Origin of the sequence: Quadrisphaera sp. DSM 44207, assembly GCF_900101335.1 — a bacterium.
GTDB lineage: Bacteria > Actinomycetota > Actinomycetes > Actinomycetales > Quadrisphaeraceae > DSM-44207.
In genome coordinates, this window is sequence record NZ_FNKA01000004.1 from 64,890 (window position 1) to 79,733 (window position 14,844).

Sequence of the window (14,844 nt, forward strand, 5' to 3'; positions counted from 1 at the left end):
CCGCCGGTGACGACGCCGGCCAGCCCGCCCACCGCGCCGCCCACCCCGCCGCGGGTGGTCACCGCCGGGGAGACCCTCGCGCTCCTCGCGCCCTCCGGCCCCGGGCGGCTGCGGCACGCGCGCGACCTGGCGCTGTCGATCGGGGGCGCGGAGTCGAACGTGGCGATCGGCCTGGCCCGCCTCGGGGTGCCGGTCTCCTGGGTCAGCGCGCTGGGCGAGGACGAGCTCGGCGAGCTGGTCCTGGCCCGCGTGCGCGCCGAGGGCGTCGACACGTCCGCGGTGCGCCGCGTGCCGGGCCGGCCCACCGGCCTGTACCTGCGCGAGCAGGTGCTCGGCGGGGTGCGGGTGCACTACTACCGGGCGGGCTCCGCGGCGTCCACCCTCGCCCCCGGGGCGCTGCCGCCGGCGGTCCTGGACGGCGCCGCCCTCCTGCACCTGACCGGCGTCACACCCGCGCTGTCGGACAGCTGCGCCGAGTTCGTCCTGGACGCGGCGCGCAGCGCGCGCGAGCGCGGGGCGGCCGTCAGCTACGACGTCAACTTCCGCGGCAAGCTGTGGTCGGCGTCGGCCGCGCGGGCCTTCACCGAGCGCGTGCTGCCCCTGGTCGACGTCCTCTTCGTCGGGGACGACGAGGCGCAGGCGCTGTGGGGGTGGACGGGCGAGGAGCCGCTGGAGCGGCTGGCCGGCACCGGCCCGCGCGAGGTGGTGCTCAAGCGCGGCGCGCGGGGCAGCGCCGCGCTCGTGGACGGCGAGCGGCTGGAGGAGCCGGCCCTGCCCGTCCCCGTGCTCGACCCGATCGGGGCGGGCGACGCGTTCGCCGCCGGCTACCTCGCGGCGTGCCTGGAGGGGCGCCCGCCCGCCGAGCGCCTGGCCACGGGCAACGCCGTGGGCGCCTGCTGCGTGCGCAGCAGCGGCGACTACGAGGGCCTGCCCGGCCGCGAGGAGCTGCGGGCCCTGCTGGAGGGGACGACCGTCCTCGGGAGGTGAGGAGCGCATGAGCACCGGCACGAGCACCGGCACGAGCACCGGCCAGCCGGAGATCACCGGCGTCCACGTCGCGAACGTGACCCCGTTCCGCGACGACGCCGACTCCTCCGTGGACGTCGAGGCGTACCTGGGCCACGTGCGCTGGCTGGCCGCCGCCGGCGTCGCGGGCGTCATCCCGTTCGGGACCAACGGGGAGGGCCCCTCGGTGGCGGTGCGCGAGAAGCGCGCCGTCCTCGACGCGCTCCTCGCGGAGGCGCCGGCGGGCCCCGCGGGAGCGCTGCAGGTCATCCCCGCCGTGACCGAGGCCAACCTGACCGACGCGCTGGACCTGCTGCGGCACCTGGAGGACCTGCCCGTCACCGCGGTGCTGGTGCTGCCGCCGTACTACTTCCCCGCCGAGGCGGCGGGGCTGCGCGCCTTCTACGAGCGCGTGCTGGCCGCCACGCGGCACCGCGTGATCGTGTACCACATCCCCAAGTACGCCGTGCCCGTCCCGCACGAGCTGGTCACCGACCTGCCGGTGTGGGGCGTGAAGGACTCCGGCGGCGAGCCGGGCTACGCCGAGGCCGTGCGCGCCGGCGGCCGCGGGGTGCTCCTGGGCACCGAGGACGACCTGCCGCGCCGGCTGCTGACCGCGCAGGGCTCGATCTCCGCGCTCGCCAACATCGTCCCCGAGCAGGTCCTCGCCCTCTACGGGCACGTCCACCGCGGGGAGGCGGAGGAGGCGCAGCGGCTGTCAGCGCACCTGCAGCAGGTGCGGGCGATGACGAAGGAGCACACCTCCGCCGCCGTCCTCAAGGCCGTGGCCCAGGCCCGGCACGGCGTGCCCCTGGGCACGGTGCGCCCGCCGCTGGTGCCCCTGCCGGCCGGCTACGACGCCGCCGCGGCCGCGGCGCGCGCCACCGCGGTGCCCGGCGCGCCCGCGCCGGGCCCGGCCGACGGCGGAGGGGGCGCCCGTGCGGGTGCTGGTCACTGACGCGGAGTACGAGCCGCTGGACCTGGAGGCCGCCGTGCTCGCCGAGGGCGGGCACGAGCTGGTCGTGGCGCACTGCCGCACGGCGGCCGAGGTCGCGCAGGCGGCCCGGGGCGCGGACGCCCTGCTCGTGCAGTACGCGCCGGTGACCGAGGAGGTCTTCGCCGCCGCGCCGTCGGTGCGGCTGGTCAGCCGCTACGGCGTCGGCGTCGACGGCGTCGACCTGGACGCCGCCCGCCGGCACGGGGTGTGGGTCGCGAACGTGCCGGACTACGGCGTCGCCGAGGTCGCGCTGCACGCGGTGGCGATGCTGCTGGCGCTGCTGCGCGACCTGCCCGGCCGCGACCGCGCCGTGCGCGAGCACCGGTGGCACTACGCCGCCGGCGCGCCGCTGCACCGGCCGAGCACGAGGGTCCTGGGCGTGGTGGGGCTGGGCCGGATCGGGCGGCTGGCCGCCGAGCGGGCCGCGCCGTGGTTCGGCGCCTGCGTCGGCCACGACCCCGCCCTGCCGGACGACGCGTGGCCGCCGTCCGTGGAGCGGGCCGGGCTGGAGGAGGTCTTCGCCCGCGCCTACGCCGTCACGCTGCACCTGCCCCTGACGGCGCGGACCCAGGGGCTGGTCGGCGACGCCCTGCTGGCCCGCCTGCCCGTCGGCAGCCACCTGGTGAACACCTCCCGCGGCGGCCTGGTCGACCTCGACGCCGTCCTGCGGGCCCTGGAGTCGGGACGGCTCGCCGGCGTCGCCCTCGACGTCCTGCCCAGCGAGCCGCCGGACTGGGACCACCCGCTCGTCGGGCACCCGCGCGCGCTGATCACCCCGCACGCGGCCTGGTACTCGCAGGAGTCCGAGGCCGAGCTGCGGCGCAAGGCCGCCCGCAACGTGCTGGAGTGGGCGCGCACCGGCGAGCCCCTCCACCCGGTGGTGCGCGGGCGCTCCTGAGGGCGTGCGCGGCGGCAGCGCAGGGGAGTCGCCTACAGCCGGTCGACCGAGAGCACCCGCACCACGGCGGTGCCGGCCTCGTCCGACGCCGCGAGGTCGACCTCGGCGCTGATGCCCCAGTCGTGGTCGCCCGCCGGGTCGTCGAAGACCTGCCGCACGCGCCAGCGCTCGCGCTCCTCCTCCACGAGCAGCAGCGACGGCCCGCGCGCGTCCGGGCCCGTGCCGAGGTCGGCGTGCTCGGCGGAGTAGCCGGCCATCGCCTCCGCCCAGCGCTGCGCGTCCCAGCCGGCCTCGGCGTCGAGCTCGCCGAGGTCGGCCCAGCGGCGGCGCGCGGCGAGCTCGACGCGGCGGAAGAGGGCGTTGCGCACCAGCACCCGGAAGGCGCGGCGGTTGGCGGTGACGCCGCGCGGCGGCGGGGGCGGTGCGGCCGGTGAGCCGGCGTCCTCGGGGTGGGTCAGGGCCTCCCACTCGTCGAGGAGGCTGGAGTCGGTCTGGCGCACGGTCTCCCCGAGCCACTCCAGGACGTCGGTCAGCTCCTCGGTGCGCTGGGCCTCGGGCACGGTCTGGCGCAGCGCGCGGTAGGCGTCGGAGAGGTAGCGCAGCACCAGGCCCTCGGAGCGGGCGAGGCCGTAGCGGCGCACGAGGTCGCCGAAGCCCATGGCCTGCTCCCACATGTCCCGCACCACCGACTTCGGCGAGAGCATCTCCGGTGCCAGCCACGGGTGGGTCTGGCGGTAGGTCTCGAACGCGGCCTCGAGGAGCTCGGCCAGCGGCCGGGGCCAGGTGACCTCCTCGAGCAGCTCCATCCGCTCGTCGTACTCGACGCCCTCGGCCTTCATCGCCGCGACGGCCTCGCCGCGGGCGGCGTGCGCTTGCGCCAGCAGCACCGGGCGGGGGTCGTCCAGGGTCGCCTCGACGACGGACAGGACGTCGAGGGCGTGCGTCGGGGAGTCCGGGTCGAGCAGGTCCAGGGCGGCGAGCGCGAACGTCGACAGCGGCTGGTTGAGCGCGAAGTCGGCCTGCAGGTCGACCGTCAGGCGCACGATCCGCCCGGTCTCGTCCGGCTCCGCGAGGCGCTCGACGACGCCGGCGGCGAGCAGGTCGCGGTAGATGGCGATGGCCCGCTTGACCAGGCGCACCTGCGCGGGCCGCTCCTCGTGGTTGTCCAGCAGCAGGTGCTTCAGGTGCAGGTAGGCGTCGCCGGGGCGGGCGATGACGTTGAGCACCATCGCGTGCGTGATCCGCATGCGGCTGACCAGCGGCTCCGGCGGGGCGGCGACGAGCCGCTCGAAGGTGTTCTGGTCCCAGCTGACCGTGCCCTCTGGCGGCTTCTTGCGCACCACCCTGCGCCGCTTCTTGGGGTCCTCCCCCGCCTTCGCCAGGGCGCGGGCGTTCTCGATCGCGTGCTCGGGCGCCTGGACGACGACGGTGCCGGCGGTGTCGAACCCGGCGCGGCCGGCGCGCCCGGCGACCTGGTGGAACTCGCGGGCGGAGAGCAGGCGGGTGCGCCGTCCGTCGTACTTGCTCAGCGAGGTCATCAGCACGGTGCGGATCGGCACGTTGATGCCGACGCCGAGGGTGTCGGTGCCGCAGATGACGCGCAGCAGGCCGGCCTGGGCGAGGGTCTCCACCAGGCGGCGGTACTTGGGCAGCATGCCCGCGTGGTGCACGCCGATGCCGGCGCGCACGAGCTTGGAGAGCACGCGGCCGAAGCCGGCGGCGAAGCGGAAGTCGCCGATGGTCGCGGCGATGGCGTCCCTGGTGGCCCGGTCGGCGACCGGCGTGCTCAGCAGCGCCTGCGCGCGCTCCAGGGCCAGCGCCTGCGTCGGGTGGACGACGTAGACCGGCGCCTCCCTCGCCTCCAGCAGCTCGTCGATCGTCTCGTGCACCGGCGTCGTCGCCCACCGGTGGTGCAAGGGCACGGGCCGCTCCACCGACGTCACGAGCGCCGTGGGCCTCCCCGTGCGGCGGGTGAGGTCCTCCCGAAAGCGCGTGACGTCCCCGAGCGTGGCGGACATGAGGAGGAACTGCGCCTGCGGCAGCTCCAGCAGCGGCACCTGCCACGCCCAGCCGCGGTCGCGGTCGGCGTAGTAGTGGAACTCGTCCATCACGACCTGGCGGAGGTCGCAGCCCGCGCCCTCGCGCAGCGCCCGGTTGGCGAGGACCTCCGCGGTGCAGCAGACGATCGGCGCGTCGGCGTTCACGCTCGCGTCGCCGGTGACCATGCCGACGGTGGCGGCGCCGAAGACCTCGACGAGGGCGAAGAACTTCTCCGAGACCAGGGCCTTCAGGGGCGCGGTGTAGACGGTGCGCTCCCCGCGGGCGAGGGCCGCGAAGTGCGCGCCCGTGGCCACCAGCGACTTGCCCGACCCGGTGGGCGTGGCGAGGACGACGTTGGCGCCCGTGACGACCTCGATGAGGGCCTCGGCCTGCGCGGGGTACAGCTCCAGGCCCCGCTGGCCCGCCCACGCGGAGAAGGCGTCGAAGAGGGCGTCGGGGTCCGCGCCGGCGCCGTCCGGGCTGCCGGTCGGGCTGCCGGTCGGGTTGCCGGTCGGGGGGGCGGCGGGCGGCAGCAGGCTGGTCAGGACGCTCATGAGGCCTCCCATCCTCCCCCGCTGCGACCGTGGGCGTGCACGTCCGGCGCGCCCGACCCGCCTTTCGTCGGAGGCGGCCCGCGACGCCCGGGCGATCCGCGGGCGCCCCGCACCCGAGCACGCTGGACCGCGTGATCGAGATCCGGGACCTGACCAAGCGCTACGCCCGCGCGACCGCCGTCGACCGCGCGTCCTTCTCGTGCCGTCCGGGCACGATCACGGGCTTCCTCGGCCCCAACGGGGCGGGCAAGTCCACGACCCTGCGCATGCTCACCGGGCTGACGCCGCCCACCTCGGGCACCGCCACCGTGGACGGCGTCCCCTACCGGGACCTGCCGAGCCCGGGCCGGGTCGTCGGCGTCCTGCTCGACGCCGCCGCCCAGCACCCCGGCCGCACGGGGCGGGAGTCGCTGCGCCTGAGCGCCGCGGTGCTCGGCGTCCCGGTCCGCTGCGCCGACGCCTCGCTCGAGCGCGTCGGGCTCGCGGGCGCGGCCGGCCAGCGCGTGGGCCGCTACTCCCTCGGCATGCGCCAGCGCCTGGGGATCGCGCAGGCGCTGCTCGGGGACCCGGCCGTGCTGGTGCTCGACGAGCCGGCCAACGGGCTCGACCCGGAGGGCATCCGCTGGATGCGCCGCCTGCTGCGCGAGTTCGCCGACGGCGGCGGCACGGTGCTCCTGTCCAGCCACCTGCTGCGCGAGGTCCAGGCCACCGCCGACCGGCTCGTCGTCATCGGCTCGGGGCGGATCGCCGCCGAGGGCGACCTGGCGGCCCTGCTCGGGCGCGGCGGCGTCCTCGTCCGCGGCACCGACCCGGACGCGCTGCTCGCCGCGCTGCGCGCCGCCGGCCTGCCGGTCTCCTCCACCGGCGGCGGGGAGCTGCGGGTGGACGCGGACGCCGAGTCCGTCGGCCGGGCGGCCGCCGCGGCCGGCGTCGTCCTGACCGGCCTGCGCCCGGCCGAGGACGACGCCCTCGAGGAGTTCTTCCTCGCCCTCACCGCCGGCGAGCGCGCCGCGTGACCCCGTGGTGACCCCGCCGTGACCCCGTCCCCACCCCGTCTCCTCCCGGAAGGACCTGCCATGACCAGTCCCGCGACGTCCCCGGCCGCACCGCCGAGCCGCACCCGCGCGACGGCCCCGGCGACGGCCCGCCCGTCCCTGGCCGTCCTCACCGGCGTCGAGCTGCGCAAGACCGTCGACACCCGCGCCGGGCGCTGGCTGCTCGCCGTCATCGCGCTGCTGGCCGCGGCGGCGCTCGGCTTCCTGGTCCTCCGGGACGTGGGGGGGCCGGTGGAGTACGGGACGTTCGCCGGCGTCGCGCTCTTCCCCGTGCAGCAGCTGCTGCCCGTCCTCGGCGTCCTCGCGATGACGAGCGAGTGGACCCAGCGCACGGCGCTGACCACCTTCACCCTCGTGCCCCAGCGCGGGCGCGTGGTGGCCGCCAAGCTCGCCGCCGCGCTCGTGCTCACCCTCGCCGTCGTGGGGCTCGTCGCCGCGGCGTCCGCGCTCGCCGTCCTGGCCGCCGCCGCGACGACGGGCGGGGACGCGGTGTGGGGGGAGGTCGCGCGCCTGCTCGGCGGCGCCGCCGCCGGCTCGGTGCTCATGATGCTCATGGGCGCCGCGTTCGGGGCGCTGCTGCAGCAGAGCGCTCTGGCCCTCGTGGCCTGGTTCGTGGCGCCGGCCCTGTGGACCGCCGCGTCCACCGCGCTCTGGGCGCAGGGCGCGCGCTGGCTGGACCCGCTGGGCGCGCTCGGCAGCGTCTCCGAGCTCGACCTCTCCGGCGCCGTCGGGCCGACGCTGGTGGCCCTGGCCGCCTGGGTCGTCCTGCCGCTGGCGGCGGGCACCGCCCGCACGCTGCGCCGGGAGGTGAGCTGACCTGCGTGAGCGCTCCCCGCACCGCGCGACTTCCGTAGGGTCGCCCCCATGACGCCCGTGTCCGTCCTGGCCGCCGCCGACCCGTCGGGGGCTCCCGTCGACGGGGTGGCCGGGTGGGCCGTGGACCTCATGGAGCGCCTCGGCGGGCCCGGCGCCGGGCTCGCGATCGCGCTGGAGAACCTCTTCCCGCCCCTGCCCAGCGAGGTGATCCTCCCCCTCGCCGGCTTCACCGCCAGCCGCGGCACCTTCACCGTCGGCGGGGCGCTGTTCTGGACGACGCTCGGCTCCGTCGTCGGGGCGCTGGCCCTCTACGCCGTCGGCGCGGCGTTCGGGCTCCGCCGCACCCGCGCGATCGCGATGCGGATGCCGCTGGTGAAGGTCGAGGACGTCGACCGCACCGAGGCCTGGTTCCACCGGCACGGCGCCAAGGCCGTCTTCTTCGGCCGGATGATCCCGATCTTCCGCAGCTTCATCTCGATCCCCGCGGGCGTCGAGCGGATGCCGCTGCTGAAGTTCGTCGCGCTGACGACCGCGGGGTCGCTGATCTGGAACTCCGTCTTCGTCACGGCCGGCTACGTGCTCGGGGAGAACTGGCACCGCGTCGAGGGGTACGCGGGCACGTTCCAGCGCGTCGTGATCGTCGTCGTCGTGCTCGCGGTGGCGTGGTTCGTCGTCGACCGCGTGCGCGCCGTCCGGGTGCGGCGCCGCTCGGACGGCGCGTGATCATGGCCGGGGTGCAGGTCCGTCACCCGACGAGCTGCACCTCGCCCATGATCACCGCGGGGGTGCGCCCGGTGCCAGGCGCTGCAGCGCTGCCGTGGTGAGCAGGAGGAACGCCTGGGCCTCCACCGACCTGCCCGGCCGGTGGGAGCGCGGTGCCCCGCACACGGGGGTGAGCAGGCCGCCGGCGTCCGCGTGGCGTCCAGCTCGTGAGGTCCGCGCGCCATGACGCCCAGCCCGCGTCGATCACGAGGTCGTCGCTCCGACACGCCGGTCGGCGCCGCACCAACCTCATGATCGACGCGCAGGAGGGGTCAGCAGGCGCAGGACTTCGCGGCGTCGTTCAACGGCACGGAGCGCTCGATCACCCGGCCGTCCGCGGCCAGGATCGTCACGAGCTCGACGCCGTCCACGACGCCCTCGCTGACCAGCTGCACCGGCACGTCGATGCTCACGCCGACGAGGATGCCAGTCGTGCGGCTGCTCGGGCACGAACAGGCGGCTGCTCGGGCACGAACAGGCGGCTGCTCGGGCACGAACAGGCGGCTGCTCGGGCACGAACAGGCAGAACGGGTGCCCGGCGGGGTCGAGGCAGACGCGGACGTCGTCCTGCGGCTGGTGCTCGGCCAGCACCGCACCCGCGCGCACCGCGTGCTCGACGGCCGCCTCGAGGTCGTCGACGGCGAGGTCGAGGTGCAGCATCATCTGCTGGTCACCCGGGCCGGCGGGCCAGGTCGGACGCGCGTACGCGGGCTCGGTCTGGAACGACAGCCCCGTGCCGCCGCCCGGAGGAGTGAGCACGACCCACTCCGGCTCGTCCTGCGCCGCCTCCCAGCCGAGCAGGCGGCGGTAGAACGCCGCGAGGTCGCGAGCGTCGGGCGCGTCCAGCACGACGCCGGAGAGCACCATCCTCGGCTCCTGCACTCCGCCACCCTCCTCCTCGCGCGCGGTCGCACGCGCGGTGCGGCCACCGTGCCGCGCTCAGCGCGACGGCGCGAGGGGACCGACGTAGGCCCACCGACCGGCCTCGCGCACGAAGCGGCTGCGCTCGGCGACGACCCCCGACCGACCGCGCAGCGAGGAGCGCGCGCGGAACTCGACGACGCCCTCGGCGTCGAGGAACCCGCCGCCGCTCGTGCCACCACCTCCAGGCCCGTCCAGCGCAGGCCGTCCTCGAGGACGACGCGCGGCGGCCTCGTGCTCGGGTGCCAGGTGGCCAGGAGGTAGGGCTCGTCGCGCACGGCGTACGCGCTGTAGCGCGAGCGCATCAGGCGCTCGGCGGTCGGCGCAGCGGCGTCACCGCGGTGGAAGCGGCCGCAGCAGGCGTCGTAGGGCTCACCGAGGCCGCACGGGCACGCCGTGCCCCCGCCGGGCGGCGCAGGAGGCGTCACGGCAGCGCCACGCCGGCCAGGCGCACGCCCCGGGAGGCGGCGAGGCGCTCGGCCTGCTCGGTCAGGGCGGCGCGGACGGCGGCCGAGGGCTCGGCCCACGGCTGCACCTGCACGGTGAGCCGGCCGCCGGACTGGCGCGGGCGCCACGTGCCGGCCACCTCGCCGTCCACGAGCACCGCACCGGGGCGGCCGAGCACGGGCCACAGCGCCGCGGCGCGCGCCGGGCCGTCGACGAGCAGCATGCGGTCGCGGGCCTGGAGGAACAGGTCTTACGGGCCGAGGAGGCGGGTGGTGCTCACGGGCCCGGCGGCGAGGCGGTCGACGTCCTCGGCCAGCACCCAGCGGATCTCGCCCTCGACCTCGACCGCCACGGCGTCGTCCGGCCAGCGGGCCTGCACCTCCTTCACAGGGGCGTCGAGGTGGGCGGCGACGTGCTCGCACGTGGCGGGCCCGAGCAGGCGCAGGTACCCGCGGACGACGTCGCAGCGCGGGTCGGGCCGCTCGGGGCGGGCGGCGGGGTCGAGGTGCGGAATGCGCGCAGGTGCGGCGGATCGAGCAGGGCCGTCAGCCGCGAGGACACCTCGCCCTTGACGGTCGGCTGCGTGACGACGGACCGCATGGTGGCGGCGCTGGTGTCGAGGGCCTCGAGGGGGGTGATGCCGGCGGCCTTCAGCGGCTTGGCCGCGTCGTGGACGCGCTTGCCCGCGTCGGCGTCGGAGAACGGCGCGACGGCGGCGGCCACGGAGGGCAGGTCGGCGCGGCGGTGCAGGTGCGGGGCGCCGCGGACCGTCCACAGCAGCACGAGGTCGTGCTGCTCGAGGCTCGTCGTGTCGAGGCCGCGCCGGGCCGGGGGCGCACCTCCACGGCCGACCCGCGCGACATGTCACCAGACGGGGTTCTGGAGCCGCCAGAACCCCACCTGCTGCCACCTCGCCGGCCGAGCGGCGCCGCTACGGTGGATGCTCGGGGCCTCTAGCTCAACTGGCAGAGCAGCGGACTTTTAATCCGCGGGTTGTGGGTTCGATCCCCACGGGGCCCACAAGACATCGACCTCGACCTGCGACGACGCTTCGTGGCTTCCCTCGAGCATGACGGCGACCTCGAGGTCCCATGACGAGCCGCGCGAGCGGTCGTCCCCGAGCACGTCCTCGCTCGAGGACGCGGTCACGGGCCGGCCAGCACCGCCTCCATCGCCTCGACGAGGCGGCCGGCCCACCGAACCGCGTCCTCGGCGGCCGCTGCGAACATCGCGATCGGGCTGTAGGAGGAGTTCGTCGTCACCGCCAGCAGCCGGCGGAGGTCGTCGGCGCAGCGCGACCGGCACTGGCCACGGAGGCCAGGAGTCGGGGCGCCTCGTCGTGGGCCTCTCCACGGGCACTGACCCCGCCGCCCCTCACCTCACCGGCTCTCCCACCGGGCGCCCGCCCTCGTCTACCGGCTGCGTCCTGGGCCGCCCGGCTGCCGGCTCGCTCAACAGGTGCTTCAGGGCCGGGCCAGCCAGGGTGAGCGCGTCGCTGGACCAGGAGCGCGCCAGCGGGTCACCCGCCGCCACCATGCGAGCCAGTCCTGCGCGGTCGACCACGAGGACCTGCGCGGTGTTGCCGGTGCGGGACCGCACGTGGTCGACGAGCTCGTCGACCACGGCGTCGCGCTGCTCGGTGCTGACCTCCTCGGGCAGGACCAGGGCGAGGTCGACGTCGCTGTCAGCGGTGGGCTGCCCGCGCGCCACCGACCTGAACAGCGCCACCGTGGCTCGCTCTCCCGAGCGGCTGGCGACCAGCTGGCCGACCGCCGCCTGCACCCGGGCCCTGGCGGTCAGCACCTGCTCGACCGGCGCTCACAGGGCGTGCTCGCGCTGCAGCTCGTACAGGCGCGCGTGGGAGGAGTCGTGGGAGGACACCAGACCGATGTGCTGCAGGCGCAGCAGAGCCCTGCGCGTCGAGGACGGGCTCGTGGGTGCCCTCGGGCGGCGGGTCCGCGCTCCGGCGGCCAGCCGGTCGTCCGCCACGAGCATCGCTCCACCTGCAGCCGACGCTCGGTCCGGCGCGGAAGGGGCCCGTGCCGGGCTGGATCGTCCCCATCCGGGCATTCCGGACGTTCCCGGCACCATCCACCCGGACTACGGTCGGTGCGGCGGTGTCGAACTCCACCGATACGACCACAGGACGGATAAATCTAGTCACGGAGAGGGAACGCCCATGGTCTCTCGCAAACGCACAGCACCCCATCAGTCACGGATCGCAGCCGCACGGGGGCGGACCGGCGACCGGGGCGCTTCGACGCTGGACCTCATCCGCGAGGACGTCCGGACGCACCGGGGCAGCAGGGTCTCAGCCGGGGTGCACGCGCTCGCGGTGCACCGGCTCGGAACGGCTCTGCACGGCAGCAGCAGGCCGGCCGCGCGCCTCGCCCGCCCGCTGTACCGGATGGCCCGCGCGCTCGTCGTCAGCGTCTACCACGTCGAGCTGCCGGCCACCGCCCGCATCGGCCGCCGCCTGTTCATGCCCCACCCCCACGGCATCGTCGTCGTGCCCGGGGCGACCCTCGGCGACGACTGCATGATCCGCCACAACGTCACCGTCGGAGCCGGCTCGGACACGCGCGGCGGCACCCCCACGATCGGCGACCGCGTGCAGTTCGGGCCCGGCTCGATCGTGATGGGCGACGTCCACGTCGGAGACGACGTCCTCATCGGCCCGGGAGCCGTCGTCATCCACGACGTCCCCGCGGGCAGCCGGGTGCTCGCGCCGGCCGCGACGGCCCGCCCCGCGAAGAGCCGGCGCGCGGCCTAGGCAGCACCACCGCGCCCGGGCGGGGCCCGGCCGCCGACGGGCCCGGCCGCCGCGGCGTCGCTAGCGTGGCGCGATGGACTCCCCCGCCGTGCTCGCCGACGCCTTCGGCCGCGTCCGCGAGGCCGTCCACGAGGCCGTGGAGGGCCTGGGCCGCGAGGAGCTGGCGCACCGCCCCGGCGGCGGCGCGAACTCCATCGCCTGGCTGGTCTGGCACCTCACCCGCGTCCAGGACGACCACGTCGCCGAGGCCGCCGGCCGCGAGCAGGTGTGGACGGCGCAGGGCTGGGCGCAGCGCTTCGCCCTGCCCTTCGACGACGCCGCGACCGGCTACGGGCAGTCCAGCACCGAGGTCGGCGCGGTGCGGGCCGACGCCGAGGCGCTGCTCGGCTACCACGACGCCGTGCACGAGCAGACCGTGGACGTCCTGCGCTCGACGGGCGAGGCGGACCTCGACCGCGTCGTCGACGACTCCTACGACCCGCCGGTCACCCTCGGCGTCCGGCTCGTCAGCGTGGTCGGCGACGACCTGCAGCACGCCGGCCAGGCCGCCTACGCGCGCGGGCTCTTCGACCGTGGCTGACGGCGCGGCTGACGGCGCGGCTGACGGCGCGGCGGGGCTGCGCGACGTCGCCGTCCCCACCCCGGACGGCGGCACGCCGGGCCTGCGCGGGGTGCTCGGGGTGCCCGCCGGGACCGGCCCGTGGCCGGGGGTCGTCGTCGTCCACGAGGCGTTCGGCGTCGACGACGTGATGCGGCGCCAGGTGGCGCGCGTGGCGAGCGCCGGCTACCTGGCGCTGATGCCGGACCTGTTCACCGCCGGCGGGCCGCGCCGGTGCCTGGTGACCGCGTTCCGCGCCCTGGCCGCCGGGCACGGGCGCGCCGTCACCGACGTCCAGGCCGCCCGCTCGCTGCTGCTGGAGCGCGAGGACTGCACCGGGCGGGTCGGCGTGCTCGGCTTCTGCATGGGCGGCGCCTTCGCGCTCGTGATGGCCTCGCGGGGGTTCGACGCCTCCTCGGTGAACTACGGCGCCCTGCCGCGCGACCTCGACGCCGCCGTGGCGGGCGCGTGCCCGGTCGTGGCCAGCTACGGGGAGCGCGACGCGTTCCTGCGCCGCGCGCCGGCCCGGCTGGAGGCGGCGCTGGAGCGGGCCGGCGTCCCCTGCGACGTCCGCTCGTACCCCACGGCCGGGCACAGCTTCCTCAACGACGCCGAGGTCGGCCCCCGCCCGCTGCGGCCGGTGATGCGCCGCGTGCTGGGCGTGGGGCCGGACCCGGTGGCGGCCGCCGACGCGTGGCGGCGCATCGAGGCCTTCTTCGCCGAGCATCTGCGCGACGAGCCGGCCGGCCCCGACCCGCTCGGCCCCGGCCCGCTCGGCCCGGACCCGCTCAGCTCCGACCCGCTCAGCCCCGGGGAGCCATCGCCGAGATGAGCTCGTAGACCGCGTGCGAGGCCGCCACGCCGGTGATCTGCGCGTGGTCGTAGGCCGGGGCGACCTCGACGACGTCGGCGCCGACCAGGCGCAGGTCGGCGAAGGAGCGCAGCACCTGCAGCAGCTCGCGGCTGGTCAGCCCCCCGGCCTCCGGCGTGCCCGTGCCGGGGGCGAACGCGGGGTCGAGGACGTCGATGTCGAGGGAGACGTAGACCGGCCGGTCGCCCACCCGGGCGCGCACGCGCTCGACGACGCCGCGCCAGCCGATGTCCTCGGTCTCCTCGGCGCCGACGACCTGGAAGCCGAGCACCCCGTCCTCCACCAGGTCCTGGTCGGAGTACAGCGGGCCGCGGATGCCCACGTGCGCGCACGCGCTCGTGTCGAGCAGCCCCTCCTCGCTCGCGCGGCGGAACGGCGTCCCGTGGGTGTAGGGCTCGCCGAAGTAGGTGTCCCACGTGTCCAGGTGGGCGTCGAAGTGGACGACGGCCACCGGGCCGTGCCGCTCGGCCACCGCGCGCAGCAGCGGCAGCGCGATCGTGTGGTCGCCGCCGATGGTCACCAGGCGCCCGCCGCCGCTGGTGAGGTCGAGCGCCGCGGCCTGCACCTCGCGCACGGCCGACGGGATGTCGAAGGGGTTGACGGCGACGTCGGAGGCGTCGACGACCTGCTGGGCGGCGAAGGGCAGCACGCCCTGCACCGGGTTGTACGGGCGCAGCAGGCGCGAGGACTCGCGCACGTGCGAGGGGCCGAAGCGGGCGCCGGGGCGGAAGGAGACGCCGGAGTCGAACGGCACGCCGAGCACCGCGACGTCGAAGCGGTCGACCTGGTCCAGGCGCGGCAGGCGGGCGAAGGTGGCGGGTCCCGCGTAGCGGGGCACGCGGGTGGCGTCGACGGGGCCGGTCGGCTCGGTCAACGGCTCGATCGTCGGCTCGGTCGACGGCTCGGTCACGTCGGGCTCCTCGGTCGGCGGGTGGGCAGCAGCGCCCTGCGACGCAGCGGCCTGCGACGAGGACCGTACGGGCACCCGCCGGTCCCGGCGAGCGCCGTCGCGCCAGGTCGGGACCTACGGCCCGTTTCAGGGCCCTCCTCCCGTGGTTACCTCCCTCGCGCGGCGCTGTCGGCTCCCGGCGGCGCCGTCCGCGACCT

General features: G+C 76.6%; 17 protein-coding genes, 1 tRNA gene and 2 pseudogenes. 10 read left to right on the forward strand and 10 right to left on the reverse strand.

Going from position 1 to position 14,844, the window contains the following annotated elements:
* Positions 1–6: 6 nt before the first annotated feature.
* From BLS82_RS14205 to BLS82_RS14215, 3 genes are read left to right on the forward strand one after another with little or no spacing between them, the layout of a single operon-like run.
* Positions 7–987: a sugar kinase gene (locus BLS82_RS14205; RefSeq protein WP_092867204.1), complete on the forward strand. Its 981-nt coding sequence runs from the start codon at positions 7–9 to the stop codon at positions 985–987.
* A gap of 7 nt (positions 988–994) precedes the next feature.
* Entirely contained in the window at positions 995–1,963 is a 969-nt protein-coding gene (locus BLS82_RS14210) for a dihydrodipicolinate synthase family protein (protein ID WP_092867206.1), read from the forward strand.
* A complete protein-coding gene (locus BLS82_RS14215) occupies positions 1,944–2,900 on the forward strand; it encodes a C-terminal binding protein (protein ID WP_092867208.1) in 957 nt (318 codons plus the stop codon). Before BLS82_RS14210 ends, BLS82_RS14215 begins: the two co-directional genes overlap by 20 nt.
* Before the next feature lie 32 nt (positions 2,901–2,932).
* On the opposite strand, the gene BLS82_RS14220 is transcribed toward BLS82_RS14215, so the two are convergent.
* Positions 2,933–5,494, reverse strand: a complete 2,562-nt coding sequence (locus tag BLS82_RS14220; protein WP_092867210.1) for a DEAD/DEAH box helicase — start codon at positions 5,492–5,494, stop codon at positions 2,933–2,935.
* Positions 5,495–5,625: 131 nt separating this feature from the next.
* Between BLS82_RS14220 and BLS82_RS14225 the strand changes: the two genes are divergently transcribed.
* The 3 genes from BLS82_RS14225 to BLS82_RS14235 are packed head-to-tail and all read left to right on the forward strand — an operon-like array spanning position 5,626 to position 8,088.
* Complete coding sequence (locus tag BLS82_RS14225) at positions 5,626–6,510, forward strand: ABC transporter ATP-binding protein (RefSeq protein WP_092867212.1); 885 nt, start codon at positions 5,626–5,628, stop codon at positions 6,508–6,510.
* A 60-nt stretch (positions 6,511–6,570) separates the two neighbouring features.
* Positions 6,571–7,365 carry a hypothetical protein gene (locus tag BLS82_RS14230; RefSeq protein ID WP_218123967.1) on the forward strand — a complete coding sequence of 265 codons (795 nt, stop codon included), beginning with the start codon at positions 6,571–6,573 and terminating at the stop codon, positions 7,363–7,365.
* Positions 7,366–7,413: 48 nt separating this feature from the next.
* Complete coding sequence (locus BLS82_RS14235; protein WP_092867214.1) at positions 7,414–8,088, forward strand: DedA family protein; 675 nt, start codon at positions 7,414–7,416, stop codon at positions 8,086–8,088.
* A gap of 311 nt (positions 8,089–8,399) precedes the next feature.
* Here BLS82_RS14235 and BLS82_RS16550 read toward each other — a convergent pair whose 3' ends face one another.
* The 6 genes and pseudogenes from BLS82_RS16550 to BLS82_RS16150 all read right to left on the reverse strand — a co-directional run bounded on the left by BLS82_RS16550 (position 8,400) and on the right by BLS82_RS16150 (position 10,278).
* A complete protein-coding gene (locus tag BLS82_RS16550; protein WP_255378359.1) occupies positions 8,400–8,540 on the reverse strand; it encodes a hypothetical protein in 141 nt (46 codons plus the stop codon).
* Positions 8,541–8,703: 163 nt separating this feature from the next.
* Positions 8,704–8,994 (reverse strand): annotated as a pseudogene (locus BLS82_RS16845) (VOC family protein); the annotation flags it as partial.
* Between the two features lie 72 nt (positions 8,995–9,066).
* Positions 9,067–9,476: pseudogene (locus BLS82_RS16850) on the reverse strand (YchJ family protein).
* Positions 9,473–9,718: a DNA glycosylase AlkZ-like family protein gene (locus tag BLS82_RS16140; protein WP_218123968.1), complete on the reverse strand. Its 246-nt coding sequence runs from the start codon at positions 9,716–9,718 to the stop codon at positions 9,473–9,475. The pseudogene BLS82_RS16850 and the gene BLS82_RS16140 overlap by 4 nt, the downstream one beginning before the upstream one ends.
* Positions 9,719–9,745: 27 nt before the next feature.
* Positions 9,746–9,883, reverse strand: coding sequence for a hypothetical protein (locus BLS82_RS16145; RefSeq protein WP_218123969.1), 138 nt, complete (start codon positions 9,881–9,883; stop codon positions 9,746–9,748).
* Positions 9,880–10,278 carry a DNA glycosylase AlkZ-like family protein gene (locus BLS82_RS16150; protein WP_218123970.1) on the reverse strand — a complete coding sequence of 133 codons (399 nt, stop codon included), beginning with the start codon at positions 10,276–10,278 and terminating at the stop codon, positions 9,880–9,882. The genes BLS82_RS16145 and BLS82_RS16150 overlap by 4 nt, the downstream gene beginning before the upstream one ends.
* 164 nt (positions 10,279–10,442) lie before the next feature.
* On the opposite strand from BLS82_RS16150, the gene BLS82_RS14255 reads away from it, so the two are divergent.
* A tRNA-Lys gene (locus BLS82_RS14255) sits at positions 10,443–10,515 on the forward strand.
* A gap of 354 nt (positions 10,516–10,869) precedes the next feature.
* On the opposite strand, the gene BLS82_RS14260 is transcribed toward BLS82_RS14255, so the two are convergent.
* Positions 10,870–11,298, reverse strand: a complete 429-nt coding sequence (locus tag BLS82_RS14260) for a nucleotidyltransferase domain-containing protein (protein WP_092867216.1) — start codon at positions 11,296–11,298, stop codon at positions 10,870–10,872.
* A 15-nt stretch (positions 11,299–11,313) separates the two neighbouring features.
* The gene (locus tag BLS82_RS15860) at positions 11,314–11,490 is read right to left on the reverse strand and encodes a hypothetical protein (RefSeq protein ID WP_176819122.1); all 177 of its coding nucleotides are present in this window, start codon (positions 11,488–11,490) and stop codon (positions 11,314–11,316) included.
* Between the two features lie 325 nt (positions 11,491–11,815).
* Here BLS82_RS15860 and BLS82_RS15865 point away from each other — a divergent pair, with 325 nt between their 5' ends.
* From BLS82_RS15865 to BLS82_RS14275, 3 genes are all read left to right on the forward strand, one after another.
* Positions 11,816–12,268, forward strand: coding sequence for a serine O-acetyltransferase (locus BLS82_RS15865; RefSeq protein WP_176819123.1), 453 nt, complete (start codon positions 11,816–11,818; stop codon positions 12,266–12,268).
* A gap of 73 nt (positions 12,269–12,341) precedes the next feature.
* Positions 12,342–12,848 carry a mycothiol transferase gene (locus BLS82_RS14270; protein WP_092867220.1) on the forward strand — a complete coding sequence of 169 codons (507 nt, stop codon included), beginning with the start codon at positions 12,342–12,344 and terminating at the stop codon, positions 12,846–12,848.
* A 37-nt stretch (positions 12,849–12,885) separates the two neighbouring features.
* On the forward strand, positions 12,886–13,698 hold the full coding sequence (locus BLS82_RS14275) for a dienelactone hydrolase family protein (protein WP_176819137.1): 813 nt from the start codon (positions 12,886–12,888) through the stop codon (positions 13,696–13,698).
* Here BLS82_RS14275 and speB read toward each other — a convergent pair.
* Entirely contained in the window at positions 13,670–14,647 is a 978-nt protein-coding gene (gene speB / locus BLS82_RS14280) for an agmatinase (protein WP_255378360.1), read from the reverse strand. The genes BLS82_RS14275 and speB overlap by 29 nt on opposite strands.
* Positions 14,648–14,844 lie beyond the last annotated feature (197 nt).